General features: G+C 46.1%; 18 protein-coding genes, 2 pseudogenes and 1 other annotated feature. Of the genes and pseudogenes, 4 read left to right on the top strand and 16 right to left on the bottom strand.

What is annotated here, in order from left to right; translation table 11 throughout:
• Nucleotides 1–12: 12 nt before the first annotated feature.
• Nucleotides 13–960, bottom strand: coding sequence for an ABC transporter substrate-binding protein (locus tag M1D59_RS18575; protein ID WP_458117582.1), 948 nt, complete (start codon nt 958–960; stop codon nt 13–15).
• 149 nt (nt 961–1,109) lie between these two features.
• On the opposite strand from M1D59_RS18575, the pseudogene M1D59_RS18580 reads away from it, so the two are divergent.
• Together M1D59_RS18580 and M1D59_RS18585 are read left to right on the top strand one after the other, a co-directional pair.
• Nucleotides 1,110–1,562: pseudogene (locus M1D59_RS18580) on the top strand (methyl-accepting chemotaxis protein); the annotation flags it as partial.
• Between the two features lie 646 nt (nt 1,563–2,208).
• On the top strand, nt 2,209–2,598 hold the full coding sequence (locus tag M1D59_RS18585) for a hypothetical protein (protein ID WP_101561450.1): 390 nt from the start codon (nt 2,209–2,211) through the stop codon (nt 2,596–2,598).
• A gap of 302 nt (nt 2,599–2,900) precedes the next feature.
• On the opposite strand, the gene M1D59_RS18590 is transcribed toward M1D59_RS18585, so the two are convergent.
• The 8 genes from M1D59_RS18590 to M1D59_RS18625 form a co-directional block, all read right to left on the bottom strand.
• Complete coding sequence (locus M1D59_RS18590; protein WP_219191931.1) at nt 2,901–2,990, bottom strand: putative holin-like toxin; 90 nt, start codon at nt 2,988–2,990, stop codon at nt 2,901–2,903.
• A 188-nt stretch (nt 2,991–3,178) separates the two neighbouring features.
• Nucleotides 3,179–3,811 (bottom strand): type 1 glutamine amidotransferase family protein, encoded by a 633-nt coding sequence (locus M1D59_RS18595; protein WP_411239290.1) that lies wholly within the window; start codon nt 3,809–3,811, stop codon nt 3,179–3,181.
• A gap of 137 nt (nt 3,812–3,948) precedes the next feature.
• Entirely contained in the window at nt 3,949–5,241 is a 1,293-nt protein-coding gene (eno, locus tag M1D59_RS18600) for a phosphopyruvate hydratase (protein ID WP_020453001.1), read from the bottom strand.
• Nucleotides 5,242–5,263: 22 nt separating this feature from the next.
• Nucleotides 5,264–6,799 (bottom strand): 2,3-bisphosphoglycerate-independent phosphoglycerate mutase, encoded by a 1,536-nt coding sequence (gene gpmI / locus M1D59_RS18605; protein ID WP_020453002.1) that lies wholly within the window; start codon nt 6,797–6,799, stop codon nt 5,264–5,266.
• Nucleotides 6,792–7,553, bottom strand: a complete 762-nt coding sequence (tpiA, locus tag M1D59_RS18610; protein ID WP_020453003.1) for a triose-phosphate isomerase — start codon at nt 7,551–7,553, stop codon at nt 6,792–6,794. Before tpiA ends, gpmI begins: the two co-directional genes overlap by 8 nt.
• Nucleotides 7,554–7,583: 30 nt before the next feature.
• Entirely contained in the window at nt 7,584–8,768 is a 1,185-nt protein-coding gene (locus M1D59_RS18615) for a phosphoglycerate kinase (protein ID WP_020453004.1), read from the bottom strand.
• A 174-nt stretch (nt 8,769–8,942) separates the two neighbouring features.
• Nucleotides 8,943–9,950, bottom strand: a complete 1,008-nt coding sequence (gap, locus tag M1D59_RS18620; RefSeq protein WP_020453005.1) for a type I glyceraldehyde-3-phosphate dehydrogenase — start codon at nt 9,948–9,950, stop codon at nt 8,943–8,945.
• A gap of 33 nt (nt 9,951–9,983) precedes the next feature.
• On the bottom strand, nt 9,984–11,024 hold the full coding sequence (locus tag M1D59_RS18625; RefSeq protein ID WP_020453006.1) for a sugar-binding transcriptional regulator: 1,041 nt from the start codon (nt 11,022–11,024) through the stop codon (nt 9,984–9,986).
• Between the two features lie 292 nt (nt 11,025–11,316).
• Between M1D59_RS18625 and M1D59_RS18630 the strand changes: the two are divergent.
• Nucleotides 11,317–11,414: pseudogene (locus M1D59_RS18630) on the top strand (hypothetical protein); the annotation flags it as partial.
• An 88-nt stretch (nt 11,415–11,502) separates the two neighbouring features.
• Here M1D59_RS18630 and M1D59_RS18635 read toward each other — a convergent pair.
• Together M1D59_RS18635 and M1D59_RS18640 are read right to left on the bottom strand one after the other, a co-directional pair.
• Entirely contained in the window at nt 11,503–12,510 is a 1,008-nt protein-coding gene (locus tag M1D59_RS18635) for an LLM class flavin-dependent oxidoreductase (protein ID WP_458117583.1), read from the bottom strand.
• 139 nt (nt 12,511–12,649) lie between these two features.
• Entirely contained in the window at nt 12,650–14,017 is a 1,368-nt protein-coding gene (locus M1D59_RS18640; protein WP_458117584.1) for an amino acid permease, read from the bottom strand.
• Between the two features lie 61 nt (nt 14,018–14,078).
• Nucleotides 14,079–14,335, bottom strand: a binding site (T-box leader).
• 314 nt (nt 14,336–14,649) lie between these two features.
• On the opposite strand from M1D59_RS18640, the gene M1D59_RS18645 reads away from it, so the two are divergent.
• Nucleotides 14,650–15,123: a hypothetical protein gene (locus tag M1D59_RS18645; protein WP_025810743.1), complete on the top strand. Its 474-nt coding sequence runs from the start codon at nt 14,650–14,652 to the stop codon at nt 15,121–15,123.
• A gap of 355 nt (nt 15,124–15,478) precedes the next feature.
• Here the strand turns inward: M1D59_RS18645 and M1D59_RS18650 are convergent, their stop codons facing one another.
• From M1D59_RS18650 to M1D59_RS18670, 5 genes are all read right to left on the bottom strand, one after another.
• Complete coding sequence (locus M1D59_RS18650) at nt 15,479–16,405, bottom strand: ABC transporter ATP-binding protein (protein WP_458117585.1); 927 nt, start codon at nt 16,403–16,405, stop codon at nt 15,479–15,481.
• Nucleotides 16,405–17,094, bottom strand: a complete 690-nt coding sequence (locus M1D59_RS18655) for an ABC transporter permease subunit (protein ID WP_020453011.1) — start codon at nt 17,092–17,094, stop codon at nt 16,405–16,407. The genes M1D59_RS18650 and M1D59_RS18655 overlap by 1 nt, the downstream gene beginning before the upstream one ends.
• Before the next feature lie 336 nt (nt 17,095–17,430).
• The gene (locus tag M1D59_RS18660) at nt 17,431–18,153 is read right to left on the bottom strand and encodes a LutC/YkgG family protein (protein ID WP_020453012.1); all 723 of its coding nucleotides are present in this window, start codon (nt 18,151–18,153) and stop codon (nt 17,431–17,433) included.
• Nucleotides 18,150–19,583, bottom strand: coding sequence for a LutB/LldF family L-lactate oxidation iron-sulfur protein (locus tag M1D59_RS18665; protein WP_095292181.1), 1,434 nt, complete (start codon nt 19,581–19,583; stop codon nt 18,150–18,152). The genes M1D59_RS18660 and M1D59_RS18665 overlap by 4 nt, the downstream gene beginning before the upstream one ends.
• A 42-nt stretch (nt 19,584–19,625) precedes the next feature.
• Nucleotides 19,626–20,342, bottom strand: coding sequence for a (Fe-S)-binding protein (locus tag M1D59_RS18670; protein ID WP_020453014.1), 717 nt, complete (start codon nt 20,340–20,342; stop codon nt 19,626–19,628).
• Nucleotides 20,343–20,348 lie beyond the last annotated feature (6 nt).

A 20,348-nucleotide genomic window follows, 5' to 3' on the forward strand; every position in this document is an offset into this window, starting at 1 on the left:
ACTTTTTTTTCATTATTTTAAAAAGTATTTTTCGATATCATCAAGCATCAGATTCGCTGCAAGGACGCCCCCGGCTGTATTCCAGACGGCATCGCTCACTTTATGGACGTTTCCTTTTTTGGAGACGCTTAAATTTTTAAAGAGCGGATCGTTGACATAGTCTTTCTCAATGGCGCTTGCTTTGTCATTGCCTGTCTCATACGTGTAATAAAAAAGCACGTCTCCATCCATATCAGGAATTTGCTCCTTTGTCACTTCCATTTGTCCGAGATCGTTGGCTTCCTGGCCTTTAGGCCTTGCAAAACCGAGCTGATCCAAAACCGTTCCGGCAAACGATCCCTTGTGATAGATGCGGGTATCGGCATCTGTAAAGCGGACGAGAGAGACTTTTTGCTTCACTTTATCGCCGAGCTTTTCATGAATGTCTTCAACACGCTTGTCAAAGTCAGCGATGACTTTTTCGCCTTCTGCTTTTTTATTGAGCGCCTCGGCTGTCAGCTTAAAGTTGTCTTTCCATTCCCCTGACAATGTCTCGGCAAATACGGTCGGCGCGATGGCTTTCAGCTTGTCGTATACTTCTTCTTGGCGGATTTTGTTGCCGATGATGAGGTCAGGGTTCAGGCTCGCGATTTTTTCAATATTCGGCGCAGCTTCCGTTCCGACGTTCTCTACGCCTTTCATTTTATCTTTAATATGATCATACCATGGATCTCCCAGCCAGGATTGAACGGCGCCGACAGGTTTAACACCCAGGGCGAGCACTGCTTCTGTCGCTTCATTCGTCAGCACAACGACTTTTTTCGGAGTGCCGTCAATTGTCGCTGTTCCCATTGCGTGCTTTACAGTATAGGAATCTTTGCTGTCGTTCTTCTCCGCAGCTTGTTCTTTATCTTGATTTCCACAGGCGGCTAATATAAGGAAAAGCGCAGCGAACAGCGCAAACCATTTAAAACGTTTCATGATATGCTGTATCCCCTTTTCTCAAATGATTTTCATTATCAATTAGATTATATAATGAAACAACCCAAAGTCAATATGAAATTCCTATAAATCTGCTTTGGATGATGCTGAAGACCGTTTTTAAGCTGTTATACAGGTGGGATTATCCAGTGGAAGCGGCGAGAGCTGGTGAATCAGGAAAAGGGTTCGCCGTCGTGGCTGAGGAAGTCCGCAAGCTTGCCGAGGAAACAAAAAATGCTTCGACTGATATTTCAGCTACCATCCACTCAATACAAGACGGGATAACCCATTCAGTCGAATCGATGAAAGACAGCCAGCAAGCTGCACATACAGGCATCGAAAAAGTCAAACAAACGGGGCAGTCCTTTACAAGCATCCATCAATCTATCCATGATGTGACAGCAAATATTCAGCTTATCAAAGATGATATCCAAGCTGTTGAAGAACATACAAAACAAATGCGCGATATCGTCAAACAAGTGCACGATTATTCAGTGAACACAAGCGAAAACGTAAACAATTCATCCGCTTTAACAGAGGAGCAGTCATCGATTACGGCAGAAATCGCCAAAGCATCAGAAGACCTGGCGGTTATAGCGTAGGACCTTCAAGAAAAGATTTCTCAGTTTAAAATGTAGAGCAATTAAATAACACCCTCGCTTAAAAGACGCAAGGGTGTTATTTTTATTTTGAAGATAAGTAAAAAAATCATAAAGTGATACATAATGTCCAACACATTTAAGTCCATTGAATGTAGTATGTATGATTTATTTTTTATGCTTTGTCAAAAAAATAACCAAATAGAACATTTAACAGTACTCTCATCTTGACAGCCAAATAGTTAGAATCCTGTACGTGGCATAGATGTTTAATTAAAAGATCACTCTATTTATTGTTTATCTTTTTGTATCGAATATAAAAAGAAAGATCTATTAACGATCCAAGCATTATTCCTATAGAAAGACCATACGATAAAATATTAAAAACGACTCCAAGGAAAAGCCCTAAACAAAAACCGATTACAAGAAATACCGCGCCATCCCCTTTATAATGTTTCAAATTAAACAGCTCCTTAAATGTATAAGTTAATTATAGCATATTCTCCCAAAAATTCTTTTAATACCATGAAACTCCATTCAACTATTTTTTCTTAATAAAACAATAGTTTTTTAGTTCAAACACTAAGATAATTATTCCGCTTTTACTTCTGAATACTTATAGTGTATATTTTCAAGTGGAGGGATTTAAATGAAAAATTTGGCTTTATCCATTCTCTATCTTTTAGGATTTGTGATGTTAAGCAGCTGGTCGGTTTCATTTGGAGAAATGTTCGGAGTCAATGTTTCAGCTATACCTCAGTTTATTTTAGCGATGCTGTTCACACTTATCATAGGAGGCTATACGGGTCTTCCTTTAATTTATATCAAATTCAAAAGATCTGAAACGTTGTTTTTCACGAATCAAAAGGTCTTCCTCATCACCTTAGGATTGGGTGTGCTGCTTTCCTGCGCGGCTTACAGCCTTCAGCAAACGCTCTCTTCCATTGCGATTGCACTGCTGTCGATCATTGGTTTTTTGATCATTGGCATTAGCGGTTTTCTTCCCGCCTGGCTTCTGAAACCTGTGAAAAGTCTGTGATAACGGGTGGGCTTTTTCTTAGGCTGAAGGGTTGTTGGAGCCCAAGGTTGTAAACAGTGCTAGACAAAATGGGGCAGAAAATACCTTTCCGATTCATAAAAACAACAATTTGCTATCACCATTTACAAATTAATGAAAATTCCTTATGATATAGATGTAATCTCAAAAAGCATGTTGTATATACTAAGAAGCGAAGTGCTCCAACACTTCGGCTTGTACAAAAAGCCGGCCCTTCGAAGGGGCTTGCTCAGATTGATCTAAAATAGACCAGTCCCTATCACTTTCCAGGCTCAAGGGGCGGTCTATTTTTCTGTGTTCTTTGACAACATGGCAATCAGCATGCCAAAAGCAATCATTAAAGAGATTGTTTCATAAGCTGTCACTTTTATCACCCCCTTTCAGAAGGGGATGAGCAAGACTTCCCTTGAGTGAGCAAAGCTTTTTATACGAGGTAGATTATACCATACCAAACAGAGTGTTAAATAAAATAAAAAACCCTTTTCCCTCATGAAATTTGCTTTTCCACCGAAAAAAATGCTCCTCCAGCGTCTAAAGCATCGTTCTCCTCATGGTCTTTGAGCTACTTATTGATCGAGTTCATTAACGTGAAGAAATATTCAGGTTGGCCGGTCTTATTGAGCTGATACCATGAATCCAATGTATCCGGTGCAAACACGTCTAATTTTTTCAGCACTTCCCTCGCGAATTCAAGAGGAGCCATTCCTGATGCAGTAACCAGATTCTCATCAGATACCGCTGGTCCCATCTCATAAAATGGTTCTCCTTTATAATGAGGACAGACCATTTTCATATATGCCAAGTCATTGCTTGTATGCTTTCTTGAATTCAGATATCCGCTATTCGCCAGTCCCGCAGTTGCACCGCAAATTGCGGCAACCATCGCGCCAAGCTTTAAAGCTTCGCCGGCCTTTTTCAGGATCGGCTGATGAATCTTTTCTCCCCAAGTATTCCCTCCGGGTAAAATGATGAGATCCGTATTCTCAAGCGTCCACTCATCAAGGGAGATATCCGGTTTGATGCGCAGCCCTCCCATCGTCGTCACCATTTCTTTAGTCACTCCTATTGTCATGACTTTTAAAGGTGCTGCATCTTTTTTGAAATATCTTCCCGAGTTCAGTTCGGCCATTAAATATCCATATTCCCAATCCGACATTGTAGGAAATGCATAAAGATAAACTGTTTTCGACTGCATCCATAACACTCCAATCTCAATTGATACAGCCTATTATAGTCAAAAACCCTGACAGCTCTTGTCAGGGTAAAGAAAAAATTTAGCTTTCACACAAAAAAGAGCTTGGCCGCATCAGCAGCCAAGCTTTTTTTTTATGCTTACTTATTCAAGTTGTAGAAAGATTGAATACCGTGGTATTGAGCAGTTTCAGCCAACTGATCTTCGATGCGAAGAAGCTGGTTGTATTTCGCAACACGGTCCGTACGGGACGGAGCACCTGTTTTGATTTGTCCTGCGTTTGTTGCCACAGCGATGTCAGCGATTGTGCTGTCTTCAGTTTCACCAGAACGGTGAGAGATAACAGCAGTGTAGCCTGCGCGTTTCGCCATTTCGATCGCATCGAATGTTTCAGTCAATGTACCGATTTGGTTTACTTTGATCAGGATAGAGTTGCCGACGCCGTTTTTGATGCCTTCAGCAAGTTTTTTCGTGTTTGTAACGAAAAGGTCATCACCGACAAGCTGAACTTTTGAGCCAAGACGCTCAGTCAGAAGTTTGTGGCCTTCCCAGTCGTTTTCGTCAAGTCCGTCTTCGATAGAGATGATTGGGTATTTAGAAACCATTTCTTCGTACCAGTCAACCATTTCAGCAGATGTTTTCACAACGCCTTCGCCGGACAGATGGTATTTGCCGTCTTCTTTGTTGTAGAACTCAGAAGATGCAGCATCCATAGCCAATTTCACTTCTTCGCCAGGTTTGAAGCCGGCTTTTTCAATCGCTTCAACGATTGTTTGAAGCGCTTCTTCGTTAGAACCAAGGTTTGGAGCGAATCCGCCTTCATCACCTACAGCAGTGTTCATTCCTTTAGCAGAAAGAACTGATTTCAAGCTGTGGAAAATTTGTGCTCCCATGCGAAGTGCTTCGCGGAAGTTTTCCGCACCGACAGGCATGATCATGAATTCTTGAATGTCAACGTTGTTGTCCGCATGCTCTCCGCCGTTTACGATGTTCATCATCGGTACTGGGAGCGTTTTAGAGTTGAATCCTCCAAGGTATTGGTATAGAGGAATCTGTAAGAAATCCGCAGCTGCGCGGGCAACGGCCATTGATACGCCAAGGATGGCGTTGGCGCCGAGCTTGCCTTTATTTTCAGTTCCGTCAAGTTCGATCAGCAATTTGTCGATTGATACTTGCTCTGTCACATCAAAGCCGATAAGCTCAGGTGCGATGATTTCGTTTACGTTGTTAACGGCTGTTAAAACGCCTTTTCCAAGGTAGCGGTCTTTGTCGCCGTCGCGAAGCTCAACAGCTTCGTATTCACCAGTGGAAGCTCCGCTTGGAACAAGCGCGCGTCCAAAAGCTCCTGATTCAGTGTATACTTCAACTTCAACCGTCGGGTTACCGCGGGAGTCTAATACTTCACGTGCATAAACATCAACAATGTATGGCATGTTTGTTTCTCTCCTTTAAAGCTTATTTTTGAATTAATGACGATCCTGTCATTTCTTTCGGTTTTTCAACACCCAGCAAGTCTAAAAGAGTTGGCGCCAGATCCCCGAGGATTCCGCCTTCTCTTAATGTCACGCCTTCTTTTGTGACGATGACAGGAACCGGATTTGTCGTATGTGCGGTGTGCGGCTTGCCTTCTTCAGTAATCAGCACGTCTGCGTTACCGTGGTCGGCCGTAATAATCGCGTGGCCGCCTTTTGCAAGAATCGCATCAACGACTTCGCCGAGGCACTCGTCAACCGCTTCGATTGCTTTGACCGTCGGCTCGACTTTTCCTGAATGTCCGACCATGTCAGGGTTGGCAAAGTTGAGGATGATCGCGTTATGGTTTTCAGCCTCAATTTCTTTGACAAGCGCATCCTTTACTTCATATGCGCTCATTTCAGGTTTCAAGTCGTATGTTGCAACTTTAGGCGAGTCGATTAAGATTCGCTCTTCGCCCGGGAATTTCTCTTCGCGTCCGCCGCTCATAAAGAACGTAACGTGCGGATATTTTTCAGTTTCAGCGATGCGCAGCTGCTTCAACCCGTTTTGGGATAAAACTTCGCCGACTGTGTTGTCGAGATTGACCGGTTTGAATGCCACGTATCCGTCAACCGTTTCACTGAAATGTGTCAAGCAGACGAAATGAAGGTTTTTCGGATGCTTGTCTCCGCGGTCGAAATCGCGGAAGTCATCATTGGTGAACGTGTTGGAAATCTGGATCGCCCGGTCAGGTCTGAAGTTGTAGAAAATGACCGCATCGTTGTCCTTGATTGTCGCAACAGGCTCGCCGTTTTCTTTCGTGATGACGGAAGGAATGACGAATTCATCGTAAATTCCGTTTTCATAAGAATCTTTCACGACATCGAGCGGATTTTCATATTTCGGTCCTTCTCCGTATGCCATGGCGCGGTACGCTTTTTCGACGCGGTCCCAGCGCTTGTCTCGGTCCATTGAATAATAGCGGCCTGACAATGTTGCGATCTCGCCAACGCCGATTTCTTCGATTTGCTCCTGAAGCTCTTTGATGTACTTCTCAGCTGTTTGCGGGCCTACATCGCGGCCGTCAAGGAAGCCGTGAATATAGACGTTTTCAACGCCTTCTTTTTTCGCAAGCTTCAAGAGTGCGTACAAATGTTGAATGTGGCTGTGTACTCCGCCGTCAGACAGCAGTCCGAACAAGTGGAGGTTTGTGCCTTTTTCTTTGACGTGTTTCATCGCGTCTAAAAACGTTTCGTTCCGCTCAAATTCGCCTTCACGGATTGCGACGTTGACGCGCGTCAGGCTTTGATAGACGATCCGTCCGGCGCCAATGTTCAAGTGGCCGACTTCAGAGTTTCCCATTTGTCCTTCGGGAAGTCCGACCGCTTCGCCTGAAGCTGTCAGCGTCTGATGCGGATACTTGTTCCAATAGCGGTCAAAGTTCGGTTTCTTCGCTTGGGCTACGGCGTTTCCGACTGTTTCGTCCCTTAGTCCAAACCCATCCAAAATGATGAGTGCGGCCAATTTATTACTCATATTGACCTGCCTCCAGTAATTGCACGAAAGACTGCGGCTCAAGGCTTGCTCCGCCGACAAGAGCGCCGTCGATATCGGATTCGGCCATATATTCTTTAATGTTCGCAGGTTTTACGCTTCCGCCGTACTGAATGCGGACGCTGTCTGCTGCAGCTTGTCCGAATTCTGATGCAACGGTTTTGCGGATGTGCGCGCATACTTCGTTTGCATCTTGTGCAGTTGAAGATTTGCCGGTTCCAATCGCCCAGATCGGCTCATAAGCGATCACGGAAGCAGCTACCTGTTCAGTTGTTAAACCTGCAAGTGCTTTTTTCACTTGGTCTGCAACAAGCTCGTTTGTTTTGTTTGCTTCGCGCTCTTCAAGCGTTTCACCTACGCAGATGATCGGCACGATGCCATATTTGAATGCAGCATGCGCTTTTTTGTTGACCGTTTCATCCGTTTCAGCAAACATTTCGCGGCGCTCGGAGTGGCCGATGACGCAGTATTCAACTCCGAGGTCTTTCAAAGCCGCAGGGCTGATTTCACCCGTGAAAGCACCGCTTTCTTCAAAGTGCATGTTTTGCGCGCCGACTTTCAGATCTGTACCTTTAACAGCTGATGCAAGCTTTTCAAGGAACAGTGCAGGCGCACAGACAACAGCTTCTGCTTTATCTGCTGCGGGAATGGAAGATTTCACTTCTTCAACGAAGCTGACAGCTTCTGAAAGCACTTTATTCATCTTCCAGTTACCGGCTATTATTGGTTTTCTCATGTGCTCCACTCCTTATGCTGTATATTTTGCTTACTTGTCGTTCAATGCTTTGACGCCAGGAAGTTCTTTTCCTTCCATAAACTCAAGGGAAGCTCCGCCGCCTGTTGAAATGTGGCTCATTTTGTCAGCAAGGCCGAACTTTTCTACAGCAGCTGCAGAGTCTCCGCCGCCGATGACAGAGTATGTATCTTTTGCCTCTGCTAAAGCTTCAGCGACAGCTTTTGTTCCTTTAGCGAACGCATCGAGTTCGAATACACCCATCGGTCCGTTCCAAACAACAAGCTTGCTGTTTTTAATGACGTCAGCATATGTTTTTCTTGTTTCCTCCCCGATGTCAAGGGCTTCCCAGTCGCTAGGGATTTCGCTGACCGGCACGACTTTCGTGTTGGCGTCGTTTGAGAAATCGTCAGCAACAAGCACGTCTGTAGGCATGTAGAAGTTCACGCCTTTTTCTTTGGCGCGGTCCATGAAAGATTTAGCCAATTCAATTTTATCTTCTTCAAGCAGGGATTTTCCTACTTCATGGCCCAGCGCTTTAACGAACGTGTAAGCAAGACCGCCGCCGATGATCAGGTTGTCTACTTTCTCAAGAAGACTTTCGATCACGCCGATTTTGTCTTTTACTTTTGCGCCGCCGATGATCGCTGTAAACGGACGTTCAGGGTTAGACAGTGCTTTGCCCAGCACTTCAAGCTCTTTTTCCATGAGGAAGCCTGCAACAGCCGGAAGGTGTTCAGCGATACCTGCTGTTGAAGCATGGGCACGGTGAGCCGCTCCGAATGCGTCATTGACATAAACGTCAGCCAGGTCGGCAAACGCTTTAGACAGCTCAGGATCATTCTTTTCTTCTCCCGGATAGAAGCGGACATTTTCCAATACGAGAATATCTCCGTCTTTCATTTCGGAAATTTGCGCTTTTACGGCGTCGCCGTAAGCTTCATCCGCTTTTTTCACTTCTTTGCCGATCAGTTCGCCGAGGCGTGCGGCTACCGGCGTTAAGCGAAGCTCTTCTGAAACCTGGCCTTTCGGACGGCCCAAGTGGCTTGCAAGAAGAACTTTCGCTCCCTGCTCTGTTAAGTATTGAATCGTCGGAAGTGCGGCGCGGATTCTCGTATCATCCGTCACTTTTCCGTCCTTCATCGGAACGTTAAAGTCAACACGGCAGAAAACAACACGGCCTTTTACATCAATGTCTTTTACTGATTTTTTGTTCATGGCTTTTAGGAGATCCTCCTTTTAATGTTTTACAAGCCTGAAAACGGAAATCCCCGGGCGGCTTAATTGGCGCCGATATGGAAAAAGGGAAAGGGAGTGTGTGTCCCCTTCCCTTGTCCGCTTTCATTATAGCGCTTCTCTCATCAAGAACCAAGTCTGATTCTGGTTTCCGGATTAAAGACCTTGTTTTGCGATGTAAGCGGCAAGGTCAACTACACGGTGAGAATATCCGCTTTCGTTGTCATACCAAGAAATAACTTTAACCATGCTGCCTTCCATAACCATTGTAGAAAGAGCATCGATTGTAGAAGAGTTTGCATTGCCGTTGTAGTCTTTAGAAACAAGCGGCTCTTCGCTGTAGCCAAGAACGCCTTGAAGTTCGCCTTCTGCTGCTTCTTTAAACGCTGCGTTTACTTCTTCTGCTGTTACTTCTTTGTCAAGTTCAGCAACCAGGTCAACAAGTGATACGTTTGGTGTTGGAACACGCATTGCTCCGCCGTTCAGTTTTCCTTTCAATTCAGGAAGTACAAGAGAAACGGCTTTCGCTGCACCAGTTGTTGTAGGAATGATGCTTTCAGCTGCCGCACGCGCACGACGGTAGTCTTTGTGCGGAAGATCCAGGATTTGCTGATCGTTTGTGTAAGAGTGAACAGTTGTCATCATACCGCGTTTGATGCCGAATTTGTCGTTCAGAACTTTTGCAAACGGCGCAAGGCAGTTTGTTGTGCAAGATGCGTTAGAGATTACATCGTGGTTAGCCGCATCGTATTTATCTTCGTTAACACCCATAACGATTGTAATATCTTCTTCACTCGCAGGAGCTGAGATGATAACTTTTTTCGCGCCGGCTTCCAAATGTTTCGCCGCGTCTGCGCGTTTTGTGAAGAAACCAGTAGATTCAACTACGATTTCAACGCCTTGTTTGCCCCAGCTAAGTTTAGAAGGATCGCGCTCTGCTGTAACTTGGATTGTTTGACCGTTAACAACTAGGTTGTTTCCGTCAACAGAAACCTCTGCGTCCAATTTTCCGTGTACTGAATCATATTGTAATAGGTGAGCAAGCATGTTAGCGTCTGTCAAATCGTTAACTGCTACAACCTCAACTTCAGGATTATTTAATGCTGCGCGGAATACATTGCGTCCAATACGACCAAAACCATTAATACCGACTTTTACTGCCATGATGATTTCCTCCTTTAAGTAAATAAGAGATATTTAATTTATATTGAGGGAAGAAGCTTCCCTTAATAACTGTTTCGCGGCTCCTTCATCAGTGATCAAAACCGTGTTGCGCGGCTTTTTGAAGTACGCCTCTATCGCGTCCGCTTTTGACGAGCCTCCCGCCACCGCAATGATGTTCGGGATTGAATCAAGATCTTCGAGCTGGATGCCAACGCTGTGCACTTTGTGAATGACTTCTCCGTGGCGGTCGAAATAGTAGCCGAACGCTTCTGCAACCGCCTCATTTTCTTCTATTTTCTTCAAATCTTCCTTCGGTGTATTTCTTCGTTCTGCCATTGTTTTAGCATCCCCGATTCCATGGATCACCATACTGGACGATTGAATTGTCTGAAGCACTTCTTTAATAGAAGGCTCTTCAATGATAGAAGAATATGCTTCTTTGCTCAGCTCACCCGGCACAAATAACAGTCTGTATGTACCGGAAGCTTTTTCAGCCATATGGGCGCAAATCGTATTGGCCTGATTCCTGACGTTTTCGCCGAGCCCGCCTCTTGCCGGAACAAAAAGCAGCTTGCGGTTTTTCGAGTCAGGCGTCATCATTTCTGCCACGGCCTCAAGCGTCGTACCTCCGGTTACGGCGACGATATTTTCCCCCGTAAACCTGTTTTTCATGCATGCGACGGCCGCTCTCCCCATCTCTTTTTTGACCCATGGGGACTGGTCGCTGTCTCCCGATACAATGATGACTTCGTCGAGGTTCAACCTCTCTTTTAATGTATTTTCCAAATGGGTTAAACCTAAAACATCCTTCATCGTATCTTCGAGAACTTTCAGCAGGTTGGATCCTTCAAGTGTCAATATCATGCCGGTTGTTTTAATCTCTAGTAGATTTTGTTCTTTTAAAAACTGAACCTCCGCCCTTAAAATCCGCTCGCTGATGCCGAGACTGGCGGCAAGGCTTCTTCTGCCGATCGGTTCAGTCAGCCTTATGTACTGCAAAATTTTGTACCTTTTCTGCATGACATCGAGAAGATCCGGCAATAATTTTTTTTGAGCCTGTATTAGTTGATTCATGCCAAAACGTTCCTTTCATCTCGTCCTGGACAAATAATGTCCCGTAGTGACTGAAAACGTCCCACCTCAGCCAAAAAAAATTGCTCCTGCTTACATTCCTTATTGTAACAGGGTTAAAATGTTTATTCAACTGTTAAGAATCAATTCTTCGACAACATTCGCGCGAATGTTCACACATCTGTATTAATTATTGTCCCTGTTGATTTCTATACTATACATATTTCATGAAAACGTGCCTCAATGAAAAAAAACTATGAATGCCATTGCGTATTACGGACCTGAAATATTCAAAATGAATCTGGCTGTCCAACGTTCTGGGACGTTTGAATGGGGTGTAATACCGGATGGTGGTCGATGCTCGCGTACGGTATGGTACCGTCCCTCATCTTCGTCTATTTTCAAAAATAAATATATTGCTAAAGTACGTACTCAAAAAAAAGCAACGGGCGGTTTTTCCGTTCCGTTGCTTTTTTGCCGTTTATCCATTTTTCCAGACATCTGCAATGATTTCAAACGAGCGAAGTCTATCAGCATGGTCAAACGTTTCTGAATTGATCATGATCTCGTCCGCCTGAGTCGTACGGATGAATTCTTCAAGCTTTTCTTTCACAGTGTCCGGCCCGCCGATGATCGTTGAGCTGAGCTGCTCATTCACCATCGCTTTTTCACGCGGCGTCCAAATCTGATCCATATCATCTACAGGCGGCTTAAGCTGAGTCGGGGCGCCGCGGACAAGATCCAAAAACTTCTGATAGTGCGAAGTTGCAAGGCGCTGCGCTTGCGCGTCCGTATCGGCTGCGATCACGGTCACCCCGACCATCGCATAAGGCTCCTCCAAGACGCCCGGCTTAAACGAACTGCGGTACAGTTCCAAAGCAGGCAGCGTATTGGCCGGCGAAAAATGAGCCGCAAATGCAAACGGCAAACCGAGTTCCCCGGCAAGCCGGGCGCTGAATCCGCTTGAACCGAGAAGCCAAATCGGCACATCAAGCCCTTCGCCCGGTATGGCGCGCACGTGATTTCTTACATTGCCGGACGGCTTAAAATACTGGCGGAGTTCTTCAAGCTGCTCGGGAAAATCCTCCCCGCTGCTTATATTTCTTCTTAATGCGCGGGCGGTTAATTGATCCGTACCCGGAGCGCGCCCCAGTCCTAAATCGATTCTGCCTGGATAAAGGGATTCAAGCGTTCCGAACTGTTCGGCGATAACGAGCGGGGAATGGTTCGGCAGCATAATCCCTCCCGAACCGATGCGCATCTTCTTGGTGCCCCCGGCGATATAACCGATCAAAACAGAGGTAGCCGAGCTCGCAACGCCTTCGATACTATGGTGTTCAGCCAGCCAGAACCTGTGGTATCCCCATCTTTCGGCATGCTGCGCCAAATCCATAGATTGTTTAAAAGATTGTCCCGCATCTCCGCCTTGTACGATAGGAGACAGATTTAATACGGAATACTTCGTATTTTTGAAATGCTGTTTTGACATTGTCTTTCCTTCTTCCTGAAGTGTAGTGGTCATGTAATTAGACGATAACATAATCGTTCAGGTGAATAAAAGAAATTAGTTCGAAAAAAATCGAACTAATGTGTTAAAAGCTTGCCTCCCTGCGGAGGCAAGCCTTTTTTTAAGAAGCGGACGTTTGGCCGGCTGTCTGGTTCCTTCCTTTAAAGAAATAAGCAGCGCTAATGAGCAGATAGATTCCCGCCGTCACCAATGTAATGACAATCGATGTGGTCAGGATGACACCGATCAGTATCGCTGTCAGTGAAATGACTGCCAGCCAAGTCGTATAAGGGAACCATTTGACATAGTAGCCGTTCCCCGCTGTTTGATTCCGTTTCCTCGATTTTAAATGGGCAGCGGCAATCAGCATCCAGATCACAAGGACGGTATAGCCGAGAGACCCCATCAAATATTCAAACGTTTGGCTGCCGGCAAACAGTGAAAACAATACGCCCAAGTATAAGAAAGAAGTACACAATAGAATCGAATAAACCGGCACTTTTCTCACGGAAAGTCTCGAAAAGATTTTCGGCATTCTTCCGTCTGACGCCTGTGTATACAATATTCGGGAGGCGCCGTAAAGCCCTGAGTTCATCGAAGAAATGACCGCCAGTAAAATGACCGCATTCATCAAATGATCGGCTCCGGGAATGCCGATCATCTTAAAGACCATAACAAAAGGACTCTCCGACACACCGTTGACTTGATTCCATGGAATCAAGCTGACGATCACGAAAAACGGCAGAAGATAAAAAGCAATAATGCGCGTCAACGTTCCACGCACAGCTTTAGGCACGACCTTCTCAGGGTTTTTGGTTTCCGCCAGTGTCACCCCGATAATTTCGGTTCCGCCGTAGGAATAGATCACAACTAGCATGGCTGTAATCAGCCCTCCGGCGCCATTCGGGAAGAAGCCGCCATGGTCTGTCAAATGAGTAAAACCAACAGCTGAGTGTTGTCCAAAAGAGAAAAATAACAAGATAAATCCGGATATAATAAAGACGACAATCACTGTGATTTTAATAAGGGCAAGCCAGTATTCCGTCTCGGCAAAGCTTTTGACAGAAAGCAAATTCACGCTCGTAATGACGAGTGAAACGAACAGCGCCAGCACCCAGATCGGCAGCCCCGGCAGCCAGTACTGCAAAAATATCGCGGCGACAACAGCCTCTGCCGCAATATTGAGAACCCACATTTTCCAGTATATCCAGTCTAAAAAATAAGCGGCATACGGCCCTAATATTGATTGAACGAGATCCCTGAATGTTCTGGCTTCACTGTTTCGGACAGCCATCTCGGCAAGCCCCTGCATGATAAACAGCAAAATCACGCCGCCGATCAAGTAGGCGATCATGACCGAAGGCCCCGCCAAATCGATCGCTTTGCTGCTTCCTTTAAATAATCCTGCTCCAATGGCTCCGCCCAATGCCATCATCATAATATGCCGCGATGTCATTGTGCGCTCGAGCTTCTGCATGTCTTTCTCCATCTATGTTCACTTCCTCTAGTAAAATGAAAAAAGCTCACCGTCTCCCTCTTCGATTTGAAGATAAAGAGACGATGAGCTTTGAAGCTTACCGCGGTACCACTCTTTTTGATTCTATGCCAAGAATCCAGCTTTGCGATGCACAGCCATACTGTGCAAACCTGTTAACGAAGGTTAATCGTAATGTCCTCAGGAATTGATGTCCGTCCTTTAGCCAGTCCACTCCCGGGCGAGTTCAAAGGTTCATTGGTCTGCGTCGCACCTACCCGCAGCTCTCTTTGCCAATGCCGATCTTTTACTGCTCCCGTTCATTGTGTTTTCTTCTGCCTGAAATATATTCATATAATATACGTGCCGATCTTGACTTTGTCAACATCAAATCCACTGCCAAAAAATAAAAATTAAAATTTTTCTCTTTTTTCAAGGAAAATCGCCTTTCCCATTGGAAAATACAAGGGAAGATATGCACAACTTTCATGATGATGGAGCATTCCCCAGAAGAGGGAAATATAAAAATCGGCGAATTTCCCCCGAAAAAAATAGTTAAATTGAAATATTATTCAAACTTTACAAAATATTTTAACGATGATAGAGTGTGAACCGAATCATCACATCAGCTAAAGGAGGAAGAGAACGTGAAAAAACTTTCGTTTATGGTGATCTTGTCCGTATTGACGCTCGTCTTTGGTTCATCGTCCGTAAGCTTTGCGAAAAACATTCCTGAAGACAGATATACAACACCTACAGATGCTGAATTTAGCCAGATGAAAGAGATTTTAAACGACGCTGATATTGAAACCGGCAATTTGCAGAAGGATTACGGCGTGATTGTCAATGATCCCGCTGAAAAAGTCGGCGTCATATCAGACATCCCCGCCGAAAAAGACGACTGGAGCCATGTCAGCTTCCATTCCTACTATGTCGACCTCAACAGCAACACTCTTATCGCTGATGTTCAATTTGAATTCACACAAAACGATGACGGTACATCGGAAACCGAGTACAAAAACGTAACAAACGGAGGCAGGTATTTCGTCAAGATGGACCAAGACGGAAATGTCATTGATGAAGAAACGACCGGCGACATGTCGATTTTGGGGAAATACTAGAAACCGAGCACCCCTTATGGAAAACGCCTTTATTCAAAGGCGTTTTCAGATTGTTGACAAAATCCCAAAGCGGCTTTTTGTTTTGGGATTTTGTCATCCTTTCAGCGTGATTGAAAACCCTTGCAGTCTAGGAAGGCCGAGCATCGGAGCGCAGCGAATGTTGGAATTCGTGAGCACCGACGCGCAGGCCTGACAACGAATGCGAGGGTTTGTCGACACGCTGAAACGCCTTTATTCAAAGGCGTTTTTTTGTTCGGGCATTTAATAGATCTATCCATTGACGCCATTCGCATCTGCAAGACTAAAGGCATGATGCCCGAACAGATCCGGGTTCATTCCTATCAAATTCTTTCTGTCAAGAAACAACGCGTTCCTCAGAGCTGTCCAAAAAGATGTCTTCAAGCGACGGTTCATCGACGTGAATTCTGTAGATTCCCACTTTGCAGTTCGTTAATACTCTGACAATGGCGGGAATTTTTTCTTCTGAATTGACGGTGATCGAAATCTCATGGTGATTGAATTGAACGTTTTCACCAGCTGACTCAAGAAAACGGTCGATCAGGCCGAAATGCTGATCGGGAATAGTCGAATGGCGAATGTGAACGCTTATGTTCGACATGAAATGCCTCCTTAATTCATCGAGCGTGCCTTCTATTAAAATGCGGCCGTTTTTCATGATGGCGATTCGCGTACAGATTTTCTCTATCTCATGCAGGTTGTGTGATGTCATAAATACCGTCTTACCTTCTTTTTGCAAATCCATAATCAGCTTTTGAATGTGCAGGGTCGATTCGGCATCGACACCTGATGTCGGTTCATCCAAAAAGATGAGCTCGGGGTCGTGGATGATCGCCTGGGCGATGCCGAGCTTTTTTTTCATACCGAATGAATAGGCGCCCGATTTTTTTTCAGCATGCTCAGTGAACCCAACTCTCTCTAAGACTTCTTCGCACCGCTCAGTCGATACGGCTTGTCCGTTCAGCTTTGCAAAATACTTCAAATGCCCGACTGCTGTCATTGAATCATAGAGGGTCAAATAATCGGGTAAAACGCCGATGCGATGCTTGACGTTTTCAATCGAAGCATCATTTAACAGCAGAAAACTGCCGGCTGTCGGCTCGATAATGCCTGTGATCATATTCATGAACGTAGATTTCCCCGCACCGTTACGGCCGAGGAAACCGTAAATCTCTCCTTTTTCGACTTGGAGGTCGACATGATTGACGACGGTTTTAGCCCCGTAGCTTTTCATCAGCCCTTTTGCCTCGATCACCACATCCATTATAAATCTCTCCTTTTAAACAAAACGATCGCACCGCAAAGAACGATGGCCGCGTAGACAAAGTTGATGAAAACAAAAGAACCGCCCAGTACGGAGTAATAGTACGGTGTTAAATATTTAAACCAGGTGATCATGCCGTTCTCTGAATAAACAGTCCATAAGCTGACCGCGGGAAAGACGAGCGCAAACACGATTCCGAAAAACATGGACATGGCGGGCCTTGAAATCACGATGGAAAATAAAAGGTTCAAAGAGATTGCAGCTGTAAGAAACGCCATGCTGTCTGCATAACTCATCCATAAAAACTCTTTTGAGGCGATCATCACCAAGGTGTACGAAACGAGCATGCAGAAAAACCAAAACAGCCAGACGCCAAAAAACTTTCCCAGAATGATCTTGATCCGCGAGGTTTTCGTCACAAGAAATCTGACCGTCCGGGCATGGACTTCGCGGTTGATCATGTCATGGGAAAGTCCAGCGATAAACAGGAAACCGAGAGCAAAAACAATAACCGCCGTTCCGATTGCGTTTGCATCGCTTCCTAAATCCAATTCGCGCACGAAGTCCGCAGGCGCCTGTTCGATCAATCCTGCAGTCTTATAGCTCACCCAAAACATAATAATAATGACAATAATCGACTTGATGCTTTTAAAAAGACTGATAAATTCATTCAGACATACCGCCCGCATACGAGTCACTCCTTCACTATTCTCCATTATAGTGAGTGAACATTATCGGGAAATAATCTTATCCTTAACATTACCTTAAATTTTAATAGGCTATTTCTTACAGGGGTGTTTCCGAGAATCATAAATGAGATGCAAGTGGCTTGAACCAGCGGCAGAAATGGGGATACAGAGCCGGAAAACTGATAAAAATACCATTTTAATATAACAAGTTCCGCTATTTTATAACCGGCCAAAAAAGTGGAATGATGCGAAAAATCGGGATATGCCGGAATTGTCATATCGCTAAATAAAAAAAGATTAGCTCTGCATGAGGCTAATCTTTTTGTTATCGTCTAATTACCGGTCAGTCACGACAATATATGCCGCTTTTACCGGGCCGTGGACACCGACTACAAGGTCCATTTCGATGTCGGCTGAATTGCTCGGTCCAGTGACATAGTTGATGCAGGACGGGATGACGTCGCCGTCTGCAACCTTTTGTTTGATCATTGCGCTTGCCTGTGTCATCCGCGGGACGATGGTGCTTTTCGGGACGATCGCAATATATGTCGTCGGCAGCAAGCTGACAGATCGTCCTTTGTCTTTTGAACTGAAGAGGACGACCGTTCCGGATTCAGCAAGCGTGATCTCGCTGAATGTCACGCCGATGTTAGCCTGTTCGGCCCGCTGGATATTTTCATCTCCGGCCGCTGCATTCCATTCCCACACTTTTGTCCCCTCATTCGGCCACTTGTCTGTTAACAGGCCTGACAGTCCGTACTCTTTAAAACGGTCATCTTTCGGAATGATGACAGGCCCGCCTCCAAATCGTGATGCTTGTTCATACAAGGCATCATGCAAGCCGATGACATCCGTTTCAATCAGCTCCGTATGAATCTTCCGGCAGTGGTCCTTTAAGACGCCGACAAGCTCATCCTGTGTATAGCCTTGATATACCCGGTGCTGCGGCTGATACGTATAATCGGGAACGGTGACGCCTGCCGAACGCCTGTTGCGGCCGAGCCTTTCCGCAATCCGGTTTAAAAAGCCGTCTTTATTTTGGATTGTTCCGTTTGTCATCTGTCTTCCCCTTTCTCTTTCCGTCTGTCCTCAAACCAGTCGCGGAACCTTGACTTGTTCGGCGCGGGGAAGTCGCGAATCTGGGTCCACTGTTTTAACGGACCCGGTCCCTTCGTTATTTTGCCGTCTTCGTTAAACGGCTTCATGGCTGCCGGCGCCAATTTGGAGCCCATTTTATATAGAGATGGCGCAGAAGTTCCCAAGCCGAACGCTTTCATCGCGAGCTTCTCGGATATCGGTGCGCGCCCTTCTTTTTCAACGATGCGCTGCCGGTGCTTCAGAAGCAGTTCGTGAAGCGGGATTTTTACCGGACATGCTTCAGAGCATGCCGCACATAACGAAGAGGCGTACGGCAGTTCTTTATAATCGTCATATCCGCCGAGCAGCGGCGACAATACGGCTCCGATCGGGCCTGAATAGATCGAACCGTAAGAATGCCCGCCGACATGGCGGTATACGGGACAAACATTGATGCAGGCCGCACAGCGGATGCATTGGAGGACGGATTGAAACTCCGTTCCGAGAATGTTCGAACGCCCGTTGTCAATGATGACGAGGTGAAACTCTTCGGGTCCGTCCGCTTCACCGGGCAGCCGCGGCCCTGTCAGCGCCGTGATATAGCTTGTCAGCCGCTGTCCAACCGCGCTTCTTGTGAGCATGCCGACGAGAACCTCAAACTCGTCGAATGAAGGGACGATCCGCTCCATCCCCATCACGGTAATCTGCGTCTTCGGAACGGTCGTGACGAGACGTCCGTTTCCCTCGTTTGTGACAAGGCTGACAGACCCCGTATCGGCAATCGCAAAATTGCAGCCCGTAATGCCGATGTCAGCCTCGAGAAATTTCTTTCTGAGCACGGCGCGCGCATGCATGACAAGCTCTTCCGGCTTTTCGGTGTTGCGGTAGCCGATCCGCTCTTTGAAGACGTCGCGGATTTGCTCTTTGTTTTTATGCAAAGCAGGTGCGACGATATGTGACGGCGGATCATGATCATCGATTTGGAGGATGTATTCGCCCAAATCGGTTTCGACCACTTCGCAGCCGTCGCGTTCAAGCGCCTCGTTCATGTTGATTTCTTCGGTCACCATTGATTTTGATTTCACGATTTTTTTGCCGTTTTTCTTTTTCACGACATCGCGGATATAGCCTGTCGCTTCTTCAGCCGTCTGTGCAAAGAATACGTGCCCGCCTTTTTTGGCGACATTTTCGGCGAGCTGTTCTAGGTAGTAGTCCAGGTTTTCGAGCACGTGCTGCCTGATTTCCTCGGCCTGAGACCGCCATTCTTCCCAGTTCCCGAGCTCTTCCGCCGCCTCAAGACGGCGCGCTCTCAAGCGCTCCTGCGCACTTGAAACAGCCCCCCTCATAAACTCGTTTTCGAGCCCGTCTGATACGCGCTCTTTAAATTTCTGCGTTCCGATCTTCATTGCCATAACGAATGTCCCCCTCTATCTGTGAAATGACCGGATGTCTGTTTATCTGCTGTTCAGCACTTCTGCGATGTGCATGACTTCAATCGGCTTGTTCTTTCTCCCGATCCGTCCGCCGATATTCATCAAGCAGCCGCAGTCCGCCCCGATTAACACATCTGCGGCGGTTTCTTCGACACACGCCACTTTCTCATCGACCATCTGTTCGGATATTTGCGACATCTTCACCGAAAAAGTCCCCCCGAATCCGCAGCAGTCGTGTTTGCGCGGCAGCGGCGTGAACTCCAGTCCCTTCACATGCCGAAGCAGCTTCATCGGCGCGTCTGTGACGCCCAAAAGCCTTGTCATATGGCATGACGTATGATAAGTCGCCTTTTTCTCAAGTGTCGCCCCAACGTCTTCAACCTTCAAAACGTTGACGATAAAATCGGTCAGCTCATACGTTTTGTCAGCCAGCCGCTGCGCTTTTTCCGCCCAGGCCGGCTCATCCCGGAAAAGGTGCGGATACTCCTTGAACATAAAAGCGCACGATCCTGAAGGGCTGACGACGTATTCGGCTGATTCAAATGTCTCAATCATCCGTCTCATCGCTTTTTTGGAATCTTTGACATAGCCGCTGTTGTACGCAGGCTGGCCGCAGCAGATCTGCCCTTCGGGAAAATCCACTTCACATCCGAGCCGCTCAAGCAGTTCAACCGTCGCTTTTCCGACATTTGACTGAAACATGTCAACCAAACACGTGATAAACAGTGATACTTTCATCTTGAT

It is taken from the genome of Bacillus sp. PK6-026, from assembly GCF_054161455.1.

Coding starts and splice junctions, on each gene's coding strand:
- gpmI (WP_020453002.1), bottom strand. CDS start 6,799: ATGAGTAATAAATTGGCCGCACTCATCATTTTGGATGGGTTTGGACTA.
- M1D59_RS18655 (WP_020453011.1), bottom strand. CDS start 17,094: ATGCGGGCGGTATGTCTGAATGAATTTATCAGTCTTTTTAAAAGCATC.
- M1D59_RS18595 (WP_411239290.1), bottom strand. CDS start 3,811: ATGCAGTCGAAAACAGTTTATCTTTATGCATTTCCTACAATGTCGGAT.
- eno (WP_020453001.1), bottom strand. CDS start 5,241: ATGCCATACATTGTTGATGTTTATGCACGTGAAGTATTAGACTCCCGC.
- M1D59_RS18625 (WP_020453006.1), bottom strand. CDS start 11,024: ATGAATCAACTAATACAGGCTCAAAAAAAATTATTGCCGGATCTTCTC.
- tpiA (WP_020453003.1), bottom strand. CDS start 7,553: ATGAGAAAACCAATAATAGCCGGTAACTGGAAGATGAATAAAGTGCTT.
- M1D59_RS18640 (WP_458117584.1), bottom strand. CDS start 14,017: ATGGAGAAAGACATGCAGAAGCTCGAGCGCACAATGACATCGCGGCAT.
- M1D59_RS18650 (WP_458117585.1), bottom strand. CDS start 16,405: ATGGATGTGGTGATCGAGGCAAAAGGGCTGATGAAAAGCTACGGGGCT.
- M1D59_RS18665 (WP_095292181.1), bottom strand. CDS start 19,583: ATGGCAATGAAGATCGGAACGCAGAAATTTAAAGAGCGCGTATCAGAC.
- M1D59_RS18635 (WP_458117583.1), bottom strand. CDS start 12,510: ATGTCAAAACAGCATTTCAAAAATACGAAGTATTCCGTATTAAATCTG.
- M1D59_RS18585 (WP_101561450.1), top strand. CDS start 2,209: ATGAAAAATTTGGCTTTATCCATTCTCTATCTTTTAGGATTTGTGATG.
- M1D59_RS18575 (WP_458117582.1), bottom strand. CDS start 960: ATGAAACGTTTTAAATGGTTTGCGCTGTTCGCTGCGCTTTTCCTTATA.
- M1D59_RS18670 (WP_020453014.1), bottom strand. CDS start 20,342: ATGAAAGTATCACTGTTTATCACGTGTTTGGTTGACATGTTTCAGTCA.
- M1D59_RS18660 (WP_020453012.1), bottom strand. CDS start 18,153: ATGACAAACGGAACAATCCAAAATAAAGACGGCTTTTTAAACCGGATT.
- M1D59_RS18615 (WP_020453004.1), bottom strand. CDS start 8,768: ATGAACAAAAAATCAGTAAAAGACATTGATGTAAAAGGCCGTGTTGTT.
- gap (WP_020453005.1), bottom strand. CDS start 9,950: ATGGCAGTAAAAGTCGGTATTAATGGTTTTGGTCGTATTGGACGCAAT.